10 protein-coding genes are annotated in these 12905 nt (G+C 64.5%); 4 read left to right on the forward strand and 6 right to left on the reverse strand.

The genetic code is table 11. From position 1 onward, the window contains the following. Nucleotide 1: 1 nt before the first annotated feature. The 4 genes from dnaJ to RND64_RS20735 form a co-directional block, all read right to left on the reverse strand. Nucleotides 2-1207: a molecular chaperone DnaJ gene (gene dnaJ / locus RND64_RS20720; RefSeq protein ID WP_049700453.1), complete on the reverse strand. Its 1206-nt coding sequence runs from the start codon at nucleotides 1205-1207 to the stop codon at nucleotides 2-4. Between the two features lie 137 nt (nucleotides 1208-1344). Next, nucleotides 1345-1932, reverse strand: coding sequence for a nucleotide exchange factor GrpE (grpE, locus tag RND64_RS20725; protein ID WP_049700452.1), 588 nt, complete (start codon nucleotides 1930-1932; stop codon nucleotides 1345-1347). Beyond that, complete coding sequence (dnaK, locus tag RND64_RS20730) at nucleotides 1929-3782, reverse strand: molecular chaperone DnaK (protein WP_049700451.1); 1854 nt, start codon at nucleotides 3780-3782, stop codon at nucleotides 1929-1931. The genes grpE and dnaK overlap by 4 nt, the downstream gene beginning before the upstream one ends. A gap of 295 nt (nucleotides 3783-4077) precedes the next feature. After that, nucleotides 4078-4431 (reverse strand): hypothetical protein, encoded by a 354-nt coding sequence (locus RND64_RS20735; RefSeq protein WP_270486314.1) that lies wholly within the window; start codon nucleotides 4429-4431, stop codon nucleotides 4078-4080. Between the two features lie 213 nt (nucleotides 4432-4644). Between RND64_RS20735 and RND64_RS20740 the strand changes: the two genes are divergently transcribed. Continuing rightward, complete coding sequence (locus RND64_RS20740) at nucleotides 4645-5172, forward strand: DoxX family protein (protein ID WP_049700450.1); 528 nt, start codon at nucleotides 4645-4647, stop codon at nucleotides 5170-5172. 66 nt (nucleotides 5173-5238) lie between these two features. Here the strand turns inward: RND64_RS20740 and RND64_RS20745 are convergent, their stop codons facing one another. Continuing rightward, nucleotides 5239-6819, reverse strand: coding sequence for a molybdopterin-dependent oxidoreductase (locus tag RND64_RS20745; protein WP_049700498.1), 1581 nt, complete (start codon nucleotides 6817-6819; stop codon nucleotides 5239-5241). Nucleotides 6820-7020: 201 nt separating this feature from the next. On the opposite strand from RND64_RS20745, the gene RND64_RS20750 reads away from it, so the two are divergent. After that, on the forward strand, nucleotides 7021-7689 hold the full coding sequence (locus RND64_RS20750; protein WP_049700497.1) for a fasciclin domain-containing protein: 669 nt from the start codon (nucleotides 7021-7023) through the stop codon (nucleotides 7687-7689). A gap of 94 nt (nucleotides 7690-7783) precedes the next feature. On the opposite strand, the gene lon is transcribed toward RND64_RS20750, so the two are convergent. Then, nucleotides 7784-10120, reverse strand: coding sequence for an endopeptidase La (gene lon / locus RND64_RS20755; RefSeq protein ID WP_049700449.1), 2337 nt, complete (start codon nucleotides 10118-10120; stop codon nucleotides 7784-7786). A gap of 430 nt (nucleotides 10121-10550) precedes the next feature. Here lon and RND64_RS20760 point away from each other — a divergent pair, with 430 nt between their 5' ends. Next, nucleotides 10551-11927 carry a hypothetical protein gene (locus tag RND64_RS20760; protein WP_160318056.1) on the forward strand — a complete coding sequence of 459 codons (1377 nt, stop codon included), beginning with the start codon at nucleotides 10551-10553 and terminating at the stop codon, nucleotides 11925-11927. A gap of 9 nt (nucleotides 11928-11936) precedes the next feature. Then, complete coding sequence (locus tag RND64_RS20765; RefSeq protein ID WP_083444451.1) at nucleotides 11937-12806, forward strand: immunity 49 family protein; 870 nt, start codon at nucleotides 11937-11939, stop codon at nucleotides 12804-12806. The last annotated feature ends 99 nt before the right edge of the window (nucleotides 12807-12905 follow it).

A 12905-nucleotide genomic window follows, 5' to 3' on the forward strand; every position in this document is an offset into this window, starting at 1 on the left:
CTCATCGCCCCCATCCTGCACGGGGGTCGAATCCGCTCGCCTTCTCTGCCTCGGCGTACTTCTTCAGTGCCTCGGTCGCGGCGTCGTCGAGTGTGCCCGGCACCTCGACCTTCACGGTGACCAACAGGTCGCCCGCGCCTCCGGAACGCTTCGGCACACCACGTCCACGGACACGCAAAGTGCGTCCGTCTGTGGTGTTCGGCGGGATCTTGACTCCCACCGACCCCTCAAGCGTCGGCACGGAAACCGTTGCACCGAGCACCAATTCGGAGAAGCTGACCGGCAGTTGAACCTTGAGGTCGTTGCCGCTGCGAGTGAAGATCTTGTCGGCGGTCACGTGGACGACCACATACAGGTCGCCCGACGGTGCACCGCGTCGGCCCGCTTCGCCCTGGCCTGCCAACCGAATTCGTTGTCCGTCTTCGACGCCTGCCGGGATACGCACGTTGATGGTGCGCGCCCTGACCTTCACGCCGGAGCCGTCGCAGTCGCTACACGGATCGTCGATCCGCGATCCCGTGCCCTGGCAATCCTGGCACGGCTCACTGAAACCGAACGCGCCCTGATTGCGGCTCACCAGCCCGGATCCGTTGCAGGTCGGGCAGACTCGCGGACTCGTGCCCGGCTTGGCGCCACTTCCGTGGCATGTCGTACAGGGGGCCGGGCTTGTTATGCGGAGCGGTACGGTCGTACCGACCGCGGCATCCTTGAACGACAGCGTGGTCTCGGTCTCGAGATCGTTGCCGCGACGCGGCCGCGTTGCCGTCGATGAGCGCGATGACCCTCCGCGGTTGAACAGATCGCCGAACAAGTCGCCGAAGCCGCCGCTCGATTCACCTCCGCCACCGAACAGGTCGCCGAGGTCGCCGATGTTGAAATCGGCACCGTTGCTCGTCGAATAACGAGTCCCGCCGCCGCCGGGGAACCCTCCCGGGAAACCGTTTCCGCCGCCGCGGAATTGACCGCCGGCGAACATGGCACGGGTCTCGTCGTACTCCTTACGCTTGTCGGCGTCGGAGAGCACGCTGTGGGCTTCAGACACCCGCTTGAAGCGTTCTTCGGCTTCTTTGTCTCCCGGATTGGCATCGGGATGCAGCTCGCGAGCGAGCTTGCGGTAAGCCTTCTTGATCTCTTCAGCCGAAGCGTCAGAAGCAACGCCCAGGTCCTTGTAGAAGTCGTGTTCGAGCCATTCTCGTTGTGGAGCCACCAGACGTCACCTCCTTCGTAGTTGTGTGAAGTTGTCTGGTCTTGAGTTGTGAAAAAGTCGTGGGTTGTGGCGCCCTGTTGCGCCGACGGCGCGCCGCGTCATCTCACGCGACGCGCCGTCGGAGCATATGCAGGTGATTATTGTGCACCACTGTGACCGGTCGTACTCGGCTGTGCCGAGGGATCGGTCTGCGGGTCCGGGTCGGTCACGGTGACCATCGCCGTGCGGATCACCTTGTCGCCGAGCCGATAACCGCCGCGGTAGACCGCGCCGATGACGGGTTCCGTTCCGCTGCCGTCATTTTGGACGGCCTCGTGCAGTTCCGGATCAAACGGATCGCCCGGCGCACCGAACTTCGCCAATCCCTCTGCGTCGAGTGTGGCGATCAGCTTGTCGGCCACACCCTTGAGCGGTCCGCTCTCGAGATCGCCGTGCTCGCGGGCACGGTCGAGGTCGTCGAGAACCGGTAGCAGCTTGTCGATCAGGATCTGCTTGCCGTAGGCGACGCGTCCCTGCTTCTCTTCTTCGGTTCGCCGCTTGTAGTTGGCGAACTGTGCGCGTTCACGCTGCAGGGCGGCGGTCAGTTCGGCCACCTCGGCCGAGTTTCCGCCGGTCGCCTCTTCCGAACCCGACGCGGGGTCGGCGGTCGGTTCGACCGTCGACTCCACGTCGACTGCTGCGGTGTCTGCCGCAGTCGTGTCGAGCTCGGGCTCCGGTGAGGTCACTTGGTGTCCCCGGAGTTCGGCTCGTCGACAACCTCTGCGTCGACGACGTCGCTGTCGGCGTCTGCGGTGGCACCCTCGGCGGATGCGCCGTTCTGCGACTCAGCAGCAGATGCTGCATAGATCGCCTGGCCCATCTCCTGGGACTCCGCGGACAGCTTCTCGATCGCGCTCTTGATCGCCGAGATATCGGTGCCCTTCAGGGCATCGTTGGCCCCGGAGATCGCGGCGTTGACCTTGTCCTTGACCTCGCCGGGAACCTTGTCCTCGTTGTCCTTGAGGAACTTCTCGGTCTGGTTGACCAGCGACTCGGCCTGGTTGCGGGTCTCGGCCTCCTCGCGACGCTTGCGGTCCTCTTCTGCGTGGGCCTCTGCGTCCTTGATCATCCGGTCGATCTCGTCCTTGCTCAGGCCCGAGCCCTCCTGGATGCGGATGGAGTTCTCCTTGCCGGTGCCCTTGTCCTTCGCGGTGACGTGCACGATGCCGTTGGCGTCGATGTCGAAGGTCACCTCGATCTGCGGAACACCCTGCGGCGCAGGAGCAATACCGCCGAGCTCGAACGAACCGAGCAGCTTGTTGTGCGAGGCGATCTCGCGCTCACCCTGATAGACCTGGATCTGCACCGACGGCTGGTTGTCTTCGGCCGTGGTGTAGGTCTCCGACCGCTTGGTCGGGATCGTGGTGTTGCGCTCGATCAGCTTGTGCATCACGCCGCCCTTGGTCTCGATACCGAGCGACAGCGGGGTGACATCAAGCAGCAGAACGTCTTTCACCTCACCGCGGAGCACGCCGGCCTGCAGAGCAGCACCGACCGCGACGACCTCGTCGGGGTTGACGCCCTTGTTGGGCTCCTGGCCTCCGGTGAGTTCCTTCACCAGATCGGTGACGGCGGGCATACGAGTCGAACCACCAACGAGCACAACGTGATCGATGTCGCCGACGGAGATGCCTGCGTCCTTGATGACGGCCTGGAACGGAGCGCGGGTGCGCTCGAGCAGATCAGAGGTGATCTTCTGGAACTCGCTGCGGCTCAACTGCTCGTCGAGGAAGAGCGGGTTCTTGTCGGCGTCGACGGTGATGTAGGGCAGGTTGATCGAGGTGCTCTGCGAGGCAGACAGTTCGATCTTGGCCTTCTCGGCAGCCTCACGAAGACGCTGCATGGCCATCTTGTCCTTGGTCAGGTCGATGCCGGAGCTGCTCTTGAACTTCTCCACGAGCCAGTCGACGATGCGCTGATCCCAGTCGTCACCACCGAGGTTGTTGTCGCCGGAGGTCGCACGGACCTCGACGACGCCGTCGCCGATCTCGAGCAGCGAGACGTCGAAGGTGCCGCCACCGAGGTCGAAGACCAGGATGGTCTGTTCCTTCTCGCCCTTGTCGAGTCCGTATGCCAGTGCGGCAGCGGTGGGCTCGTTGACGATACGCAGGACGTTGAGGCCCGCGATCTGACCGGCCTCTTTGGTGGCCTGACGCTGCGAGTCGTTGAAGTATGCGGGCACGGTGATGACCGCGTCGCTCACGTCTTCACCCAGGTAGGACTCGGCGTCGCGCTTGAGCTTCATGAGCGTGCGCGCGCTGATCTCCTGCGGGGTGTACTTCTTGTCGTCGATCTCGACGCTCCAGTCGCCCTCGCCCATGTGGCGCTTGACGGACCGGATGGTGCGGTCGACGTTGGTGACGGCCTGGTTCTTGGCGGGCTGCCCGACGAGTACCTCACCGTTACGCGCGAATGCGACGACGGACGGAGTGGTCCGCGAGCCTTCGGCGTTGGCGATGACAGTCGGTTCGCCGCCCTCGAGCACGGACACCACGGAGTTGGTGGTGCCGAGGTCGATTCCAACAGCACGAGACATCTGTTATTTCCTCCTAGTTTGTGGGTGTGCACCCAAGTTCTCGGTCCCCTGGTCGAGCTGACGGCACGACCGAGGGGGTTGGTCGATGCAAACCTGCGTCTGGTCGGGGACCAGAGACTTCAGCGCGTCCGACTCAAGTCCTACTGGTTGAGCCTCACCGCGTCAAGTCTACTTGAGTCTGACCGACTCAGGTTTCTCGATAGGTCCAACTGTGCACAGATCCGGGTTGTTCCCGATTCGGAGAAAAAAGTTGAGCGCAGTTCGCGCAACTATGTGGAGGTCGATGTCTCGCTGGTCACGGAGCCGGCGGCAGCGCGTCGCCCGGTAGACCTTCGGCCTGATAGACCTCGAAGGTGAAGACGCCCGCCTGCACGGCCGGGTCGTCGTTCATGATCTTGGTGACCGTGTCGACGTCGCGGTCGAAGATGCCGACGCCGTGGATGTCGGCGTTGCCGCGGATGGGCAAGACGACGGCCAGCTCGCCCGCCTTGCGCAGCGCGAGGGTGCGACGGCCGTGCTCCTTGAGGAACTGTCCGGCATCGGCCGAGCTGAAGTTCGGTCCCGAACGGAGGATCGACACCGTGTACGGCTGGGCGTACTCGAGAATCGTCTGCATCTCGGCGTCGGTGATCTCGGGCAGGTCGGGCATCTCGGCTCCTCGCGATCGCAATGGCAACTCCACAATTTAAAACTTCTCAATGGCCAGCCTACGACCGCCGGCATGCGCACGGAACCTACTCGCATGAACCGTGCGCGACGCCCGCGGACGCCCGCAATGGCTGCGTGACCAGGGACACGTGGCCGCTCGACGCTAAGCGGACTACAGTCCTCTTAGGACATATCTGTAGGAAGGTTAAGAACAATGTCGAAGAAGACAACCAACTCCCGCGCGCTCGATGCCGGTCTGCTGACCCTGCGCGTCGCCGTGGGCGCCACCCTGTTCGCGCACGGAGCCCAGAAGCTGCTCGGCTGGTTCGGCGGTCCCGGAATCGACGGGACGACCGCGGGCATGCAGCACATGGGCTTCGAGCCCGCCAAGACCTCGGCCGTAGCCGCGGGCGTCAGCGAGGCCGCCGGTGGACTCGTCGCGCTCGGCGTCGGCACCCGCGTGGCAGCAGCGGCAGGCGCCGCGGCGATGATCGCCGCCGCCGACGTGCACCGTCCCAGCGGATTCTTCGCTCAGGAGGGCGGCTTCGAGTACCCGGCCGTGCTCGGACTCGCCTCTGCCGCACTGGCTCTGACCGGGCCGGGACGCTACTCCGTCGACGCCGTCGTGAAGCATCCCCTCTCACGTGAGGGTGCAGGCATTGCCGCTCTGGTCGCTTCCGCCGCAGGCGCAGCGGGCGTGCTCACTCGCCGCAAGAAGGCACTGGCACTGAAGGTCGGCTGAGCCGAACACCAAAAGCACAGCCGCGTCGTTCGTGTTTGTGCAGGACGTCTCGCAAGTGACCCTGCGCTAGGCAACACGGACGACGCGGCTGTGCCATCCGGTGGCGCCGTCGGGTATCGGCGCCACCCGCTGGTCGGTCTGCGTCTTGCCGTCGGCGTCGGTCGCGCGGCAGTACAACGTGTGGTTTCCGGGCGTTGCACCCCAGGTCCAGCTCCACTGTCGCCAGGTGTCGGTCGAGTATTCGGTCGCGAGCGTCGCCGTGTTCCATTCACCGTCGTCGACGCGCACCTCGACCTTGCGCACGCCCCGGTGCTGCGCCCAGGCAGTTCCCGCGACGACGACCGGACCGGCGGCGATATTCGACAGCGGCGCCGGGGTATCGATGCGCGAGGCCGTCTTGATGGGCGCTTTCACGCCCCAGCCACGCTTCGCCCAGTACGACTGGGCTTGGTCGAATCTTGTTATCTCCCAATCGATCACCCATTTGCAGGCGGAGACGAAGCCGTAGAGTCCCGGAATGACCTGCCGAGCGGGATACCCGTGCTCGAGTGGCAGTGGCGTGCCGTTCATACCTACCGCCAACATCGCGTCACGTCCGTCGGTGATCGCTTCGAGCGGCGTGCCAGACGTCCAGCCGTCGACGCTCGTCGAGAGCAGCATGTCCGCGTCGGCGTGCGGTTTCGCCATCGCGAGAAGGTCACGCATCGGATAGCCGATCCACCTCGCGTTGCTCGCAAGATCGCCGCCGACTTCATTGGAAACGCACGTCAGGGTGATGATCCGCTCCTGCGCCGACATCGCCATGAGATCGTTCCAGTCGAGCGTGATCTCGCGGTCGACCATGCCGTGGATTCGCAGTCGCCAATCCGACGTCGACAACTGCGGGACCTGCAGGGCTGTGTCGATGCGATAGAAGTCCGCATTGCTGGTGAGAAACGGGGTCGCACCGTCCACGTCGACTCCTGACGGAATCGGTGGCGCAGCAGACTTTGCGCGGGGCAACACGAGTCGGGCTCGCTCCGCGATCACTCCGCCCGCGTCGGCGACGCGTCGGGCAACCACCAGCGAGACCGCGGATGCCCCTGCCACGACCGCTGCCGCGACAAGGAAGGCGCGTCGCGATGTTCCGGAACTCGTTGTGTCGTCGGCGTTTTCGAGTACTTCATCGGGACCTGAGCTAACCTTTTGCGTCACAATCGATTTGCGACCCAGCACTATGAGAATTGCAACTGCGACCACACCTGCGACAATCGCCGGTATCACGTAGCTCACGTCTGCGGTGGGACGTGTGGCCGCCGCGAATGCGCCGAACGCCGCCACGAGGATGACGAGAACGACGCCCGCCGGGGGCCGCGCCACCTGCAGAATGCCCGCCAGCATCGAGAGTAGGGCGAGAGCGATTGCGACACCGATCATCAGCGCCGGTTTGTCGTTGGTTCCGAACGTCGTGATGGCCCACTCCCGAGCAGGAGCGGGTGAGTTGTCGACGAGAAATGCGGTTACCGCCTGGAAAGGCGAGGCCATGCGAGACAAGGGAATAGCCGCCAACTCGCCTGCCGCTATACCGCCGAACACGGCAAGCATGCCGGAAACCACAGCACGAAGCCACGTTTCGAACGGCCGACGTATTTCGGATCGCTGACGCATTTTCAATCGCTGACCCATGGCCACACTCCTCACCGAAGTCAGCGTCGTCGATCGTCGACTTCTGCAGTACTTCGTTCGAGTGCCCTGCGCGGATGGGTCGTGAGATTTCTTTTCTTTCCACCCATCCGGGGTCTGGTCTCCTGCGAATGCCCTCCGAGACTCACAGCACGGTGGGTTTGTTCCTCAATGATGGGATCGATCATGGTAGCCAACAGATTTCAACGCCTGACTCTCGCAGCAGCAGGCGCCGTACTGACCGTGGGAGTGATCGCGGGATGCTCTGACGACAGCAGTTCGTCGTCGGATTCGGCCACGTCGTCGATGGCCCCGATGTCGTCGTCGGCAATGCCGATGAGCAGCGGTACCGCCGAACCGGCGTCGCTCGTGGGGCCGGGATGTGCCGACTACGCGAAGGCCAATCCGTCGGGCAGTGGCTCGGTCGAGGGTATGGCGATGGACCCGGTAGCCACTGCGGCATCCCACAACCCGATGCTCAAGACGCTGACGCAGGCGGTGTCGGGGCAGCTCAATCCCCAGGTGAACCTGGTGGATACGCTGAACAACGGCCAGTACACCGTCTTCGCGCCCACCGACGACGCCTTCGCGAAGCTCGACGCCGCGACGATCGACAAGCTGAAGACCGATAAGGATCTGCTCACCAAAATCCTTACCTACCACGTCGTTTCGGGACAGATCGCACCCGACATGATCGACGGAACACACAAGACCCTCGAGGGTCAAGATGTGACGGTCACCGGATCGGGCAACGATCTCAAGGTCAACAACGCAGGCGTCGTCTGTGGTGGCGTCAAGACCGCAAACGCCACGGTGTACATGATCGACACGGTGCTCATGCCGCCGACCATGTGATCGTTTCACCGATGAGGTTCTCTGGATAAAGCGATGGGGCGCACCGTAATCGGTGCGCCCCGTCGTGTTCAGAGGTCGGGTTGATCGACCAGGATCAAGCGGCAGTCCGCGCGGCGTCGGCGACCGGCTCGAGAGCCTGTGCGACGACGTCGGCGACATCGGCCACCGGAGTGACCGTGACGGCGTCGAGGATCTCTGCCGGGACGTCGTCGAGGTCGGCCTCGTTACGCGGTGAGATGAACACCTGCGTCAGACCGTTACGTTGTGCCGCAAGCAGTTTCTGCTTGAGCCCGCCGATCGGGAGCACGCGACCGTTGAGTGTGACCTCGCCGGTCATGCCCACCTCGGCACGGACCTTGCGACCCGTTGCCATCGACACCAGGGCCGTCACCATGGTGATGCCGGCACTCGGACCGTCCTTGGGCACCGCGCCCGCCGGGACGTGCACGTGGATCGTGCCCTCCAGGTTCTTCGGATCGACGCCGAGTTCGCGTGCGTGTGCACGGACATACGACAGTGCGATCTGCGCGGACTCCTTCATGACGTCGCCGAGCTGGCCGGTCAGTTGCAGACCGCCCTTGCCCTCGCCCGTGTCGGTGCGATTGGCCTCGATGAACAGCACATCGCCGCCCATTCCGGTCACGGCAAGTCCGGTGGCAACACCGGGCACAGCCGTACGCTCTTCGGACTCCGGCGTGAACCGGGCGCGGCCGAGGTACTCCTTGAGATCGGACTCCTCGATCGTGACAGGCGTTGTGGCCTTGCCGCTTTCGACGTTGGTCGCGACCTTGCGGAACAGCTTGGCGAGCAGTCGCTCGTACTGCCGCACACCCGGCTCGCGGGTGTAGTTGGCAGCGATCTCGCGCAGCGCATCCTCGGTCACCGTGACCTCATCGTTGGTGAGCGCGGCTCGCTCCTCCTGCCGTGGGAGCAGGAAGTCGCGGGCGATGGCCACCTTGTCGTCCTCGGTGTAGCCGTCGATCGTGACGAGCTCCATACGGTCGAGCAGGGCCGACGGGATGTTCTCGATGACGTTGGCTGTCGCGAGGAACACGACGTCGGACAGGTCGAGGTCGAGATCGAGGTAGTGATCGCGGAACGTGTGGTTCTGCGCGGGGTCGAGGACCTCGAGCAGCGCGGCCGCGGGATCGCCCCGGAAGTCGGAGCCGACCTTGTCGATCTCGTCCAGCAGCACAACGGGATTCATCGATCCCGCCTCGCCGATGGCACGCACGATGCGTCCGGGCAGTGCGCCGACGTAGGTACGACGGTGACCGCGGATCTCGGCCTCGTCGCGCACACCGCCGAGAGCGACGCGCACGAACTTGCGACCGAGTGCACGGGCAACCGACTCACCCAGCGACGTCTTGCCGACACCGGGAGGACCGGCCAGCACCATCACGGCACCGGAACCGCGTCCGCCGACGACCTGCAGCTTGCGCTCGGCACGTCGGGCACGCACCGCCAGATATTCGACGATGCGATCCTTCACGTCGTCGAGACCGTGGTGATCGGCGTCGAGGATCTCGCGGGCACCCTTGATGTCTGTCGAATCCTCGGTGGTGACGCTCCACGGCAGATCGAGCACGGTGTCCAACCATGTTCTGATCCAACCGGTTTCGGGCGACTGGTCGCTTGCGCGTTCGAGTTTGCCGACCTCACGCAGTGCGGCTTCGCGCACGTTGTCGGGAAGATCGGCCGTTTCGACGCGACCGCGGTAGTCGTCGGCACCGTCGGGCTCGTCCTCACCGAGTTCCTTGCGGATCGCGGCGAGTTGCTGGCGAAGCAGGAATTCCTTCTGCTGCTTCTCCATCCCGTTGCGGACGTCGTCGGCGATCTTGTCGGAGACCTCGGTCTCGGCGATGTGCTCGCTGGTCCAGTCGATCAGCAGTTGCAGTCGTTCGCCGACGTCCGGCGTCTCGAGAAGCTGTCGCTTCTGGACGTCGTCGAGCCACGACGAGTAGCCCGACGTGTCGGCGAGATCCGACGGGTCGGTCATCTTGTTGACCGCGTCGATGATCTGCCACGCCTCACGACGTTGCAGCATGGCCAGCACGAGCTTCTTGTACTCGGCGGCCAGCGCCTTGGTCTCGGGCGTCGCCTCGACATCGTCGACCTCGGTCACCTCGACCCACAGCGCGTTGCCGTGGCCGGTGGTTCCGGTGCCGATGTGGGCGCGCGTTTCGCCCTTGACGACGGCAGCCTGCACACCGCCGGGCATACGCCCGACCTGCACGATCGACGCCAGAACGCCATAGGTGGGATACCGGTCGTCCAGGCGCGGAGCGACCAGCAGTTTTCCGGACTCACTGGCCCGGGCCGCGTCCACTGTCGCCTGAGCAGCGTCGTCGAGAGGCACCGGCACAACCATGCCGGGCAGGACGACCAGATCAGGAACGAAGAGGACGGGCACTGAATACGTGTCAGACATTTAACCTCCAAAGTTCAGTCTGATGGACTCAACCTGGGTGGCAGGATGTTTGTTCCCGGGCAGATTTCGCCTGGGGCGGAATTTGGGGGGCGTTGAGATCTGCCGCCGGGCCCGCGCCGGCCGAACGTAGCCGCCCCGGGCTAAATGTGTGTCTTATCGAAGGATGTGGGTGCTGCAACGCCCACATCCTTCGATTGGACACACATTGAGGGGCGCGGGGGCCTAATCACTCCCCGACGCTGCGAGAACGGACCACTTTCACAGCTGCCGGAACATTTCGGGTGGCCGGACGAATCGAACCGACACATACCGATTCGACGTCACGGAAGGTCCGACAATGTCTCGAAGCACGAGTGCTCACCCACCATCGACAGCGGGGAGCCTGCTCAGATCTGGTAGACGAGCAGTGGTCGGCGTGATTCTCGCCGTAATGGCGTCGATCGCCCTGATCGTGGCGACGCCGTCACAGGCGTTTGCCGCGCCCGCACCGGACTGCTCGACGCTCCACTCGCGAGTCCAGGCACTCCAGTCGCAGGCGAACACGCTCAAGGGCCAGATCGACGCACACAACTCCCGCGCCGGCGGCGTCGACAGGACGAACGCCGGGGCCGTCGGCGCCTACAACGCCGAAGCTCAGCAACTCAACGGCCAGCGCGATGCCCTGCAGGCACAGGCCAACGGGCTGCAGTCGGAGCTTTCAGCGTGCGGTTCGAAGGAGACAGCACCGGCGATCCCGAATACCGACGGCAGCACGCCGACGCCACCTGCGCCGCCTGCGCCGGCGAAGCCAGAGGCGCCTGCGAAGCCCGCGCCCCCGAAGTCGGACGCCAAGCCCGCGCCGCAGAAGTCCGCACCCGCACAGCCAAAACCCACCGCACCGAAACCTGCGCAGCCGACGCCCGCGAAACCGCAGACCGCGGAACCCGCACCGAAGCAGTCCGCACCGAAGCAAACCACGACCGCGAAGCCGACCGGCGTCGAGCAGCGCAACGCTCCGATGCAGACCAAGGTCAACGATCCGGAGTACCGCGCGAAGTACTACCAGAAGCAGGGATCCGACGGTGTCATCAAGCGTAAGCCGGGCAGCGGCGTCGACGCGAATGGCGATCTGGTTCCGGCCATCCGCGAGAATCCGAAGAAGCCGGGGAGCTTCGTCGAATCCCACTCGTCGCCGACAGTCCGTGCCAAATTCGACGGCCCGGCTCAGCAACGCGCGCCGACCAGTACCGAATCGTCGCAGATGCGCGAGAGTGTTGCTGCCCGAAATCGTGCCGTCGGTGACGTGAAGCGACTCAAGGCCGAAAGAGCGACCCAGCAGAAGACGGACGGCAAGGTCGATCCACGGACCGAGTCCGAGCTGAAGGATGCCTACCGTCGGCAAACCACGCAGGGCGAGCAGCTCGGCGAGGCGGCGGGACGACAGGCCATCGCGCGTGACTACCCGTCGTCGAAGTACGACGTTCGTGAGCTGACAAGCGCCCGTGGACAATCGGGTGCCGGCAGCCCGGACCAGGTGTTCGTGGTGCGACCCAAAGCGGGAGGCTCCGAGAGGATGGTCGTCCAGGAGGTCAAGGGGCCGTCGTCCAAGGCGGGATCTCGGATCGGCCTCGATGGCCAACGGTACGAACAGGGAACCCGCGGCTACTTGGATGCACTGATCGACGAGATGGCCCGAAACGGCGACCCACGCGCATTGAGCATGCGGAGCGCGCTCAACCGCGGTGCACTCAGCTACCGTCTCGTGAAGGCGCGCGTGTCGGGTGACGAGTGGGCAGGCTACAGCGTTCGCAACTTCGACATCGGATAGGACGACACGATGCAATCAGTGACAAGGCACGCACTTGGCCGATCGATCGACGAACTGCGTGAATCGGCAACCGAATCAGACGACGCCCTGGTATCGCACTTCGAGGACATCAGCCTCTACCCGGAGTCGACGATGCCGACCGCGGCACTCGCGGCCACCGGCGCCGCAGCACTCCACTTTGGATCGGACCCTTCCGGGGCACGCGTCGGGACCCGCGTCGCTGCCCGACGGGCCGAGCAGATCTACCTCGGGATGTACCAACTCGCAGCGCTCCCGCCGGGCGAACCATTCGTCCTCGAGATGGACTCTGCGGGTCTGCGCAGTCAAGGCACCGGGCACAATCCCCGCGCGGTGAACGCACAGACCTGGCTCGACGCCTACTGGTGGGCGCGCGCCACACGCAACGGGACTGCACGCGAGACGCTCGACGCCGTCGACCCCGCATTGCTGACGCAGGGCAGCCGCAACGACGCGGCGATGCTCGGACTCGTCGAGGCGCTACAGGCACGCGACCGCAAAGACCCACAGTGGGCCGAGATGCTCAGCGCCTGTGTCTCACAAGTCAATACGCCAACGATTTCGACGAAGGAAGAGGCCAGGCTGCTGCAGCTGGACCTGTTCGGGGTACTGGCCACCATCGGCAATGAACCCGACGACCAGGGCAACTTCACCGAGCAGCTGACCGACGCCCTGACCGACCACCGGGCGTACTGGGGTGCCAGCGAAGAACGCAGCGGCAATCCTCGCGGCTTCTTCTCGCTCCCGCTGTTCGGCCTGTGCGCCATGGCGTTCGACGAGGGTATGACGATCGACGTCGACTCCGACTATCTGCCCGTCGAACTCATTCAGAACCCGCCCTGGATGTTCGAACTGGGCTAGAGCGCTCCGAAGCATCGCCTTCGGCGCCAACCCGCCAGCTAAATATGTGTCGTATTGAAGGATGTGGGTGCTGCAGCACCCACATCCTTCGATTGCACA

The sequence above is a fragment of the Gordonia sp. w5E2 genome (genome assembly GCF_036540975.1).
In the GTDB taxonomy this organism is placed as follows: domain Bacteria; phylum Actinomycetota; class Actinomycetes; order Mycobacteriales; family Mycobacteriaceae; genus Gordonia; species Gordonia jacobaea.

Excerpts from the sequence above, each read along its gene's own strand:
- RND64_RS20765 (WP_083444451.1), top strand. The coding sequence starts at position 11,937 with ATGCAATCAGTGACAAGGCACGCACTTGGCCGATCGATCGACGAACTG.
- RND64_RS20760 (WP_160318056.1), top strand. The coding sequence starts at position 10,551 with ATGGCGTCGATCGCCCTGATCGTGGCGACGCCGTCACAGGCGTTTGCC.
- dnaK (WP_049700451.1), bottom strand. The coding sequence starts at position 3,782 with ATGTCTCGTGCTGTTGGAATCGACCTCGGCACCACCAACTCCGTGGTG.
- RND64_RS20740 (WP_049700450.1), top strand. The coding sequence starts at position 4,645 with ATGTCGAAGAAGACAACCAACTCCCGCGCGCTCGATGCCGGTCTGCTG.
- RND64_RS20750 (WP_049700497.1), top strand. The coding sequence starts at position 7,021 with ATGGTAGCCAACAGATTTCAACGCCTGACTCTCGCAGCAGCAGGCGCC.
- lon (WP_049700449.1), bottom strand. The coding sequence starts at position 10,120 with ATGTCTGACACGTATTCAGTGCCCGTCCTCTTCGTTCCTGATCTGGTC.
- RND64_RS20735 (WP_270486314.1), bottom strand. The coding sequence starts at position 4,431 with ATGCCCGACCTGCCCGAGATCACCGACGCCGAGATGCAGACGATTCTC.
- RND64_RS20745 (WP_049700498.1), bottom strand. The coding sequence starts at position 6,819 with ATGCGTCAGCGATCCGAAATACGTCGGCCGTTCGAAACGTGGCTTCGT.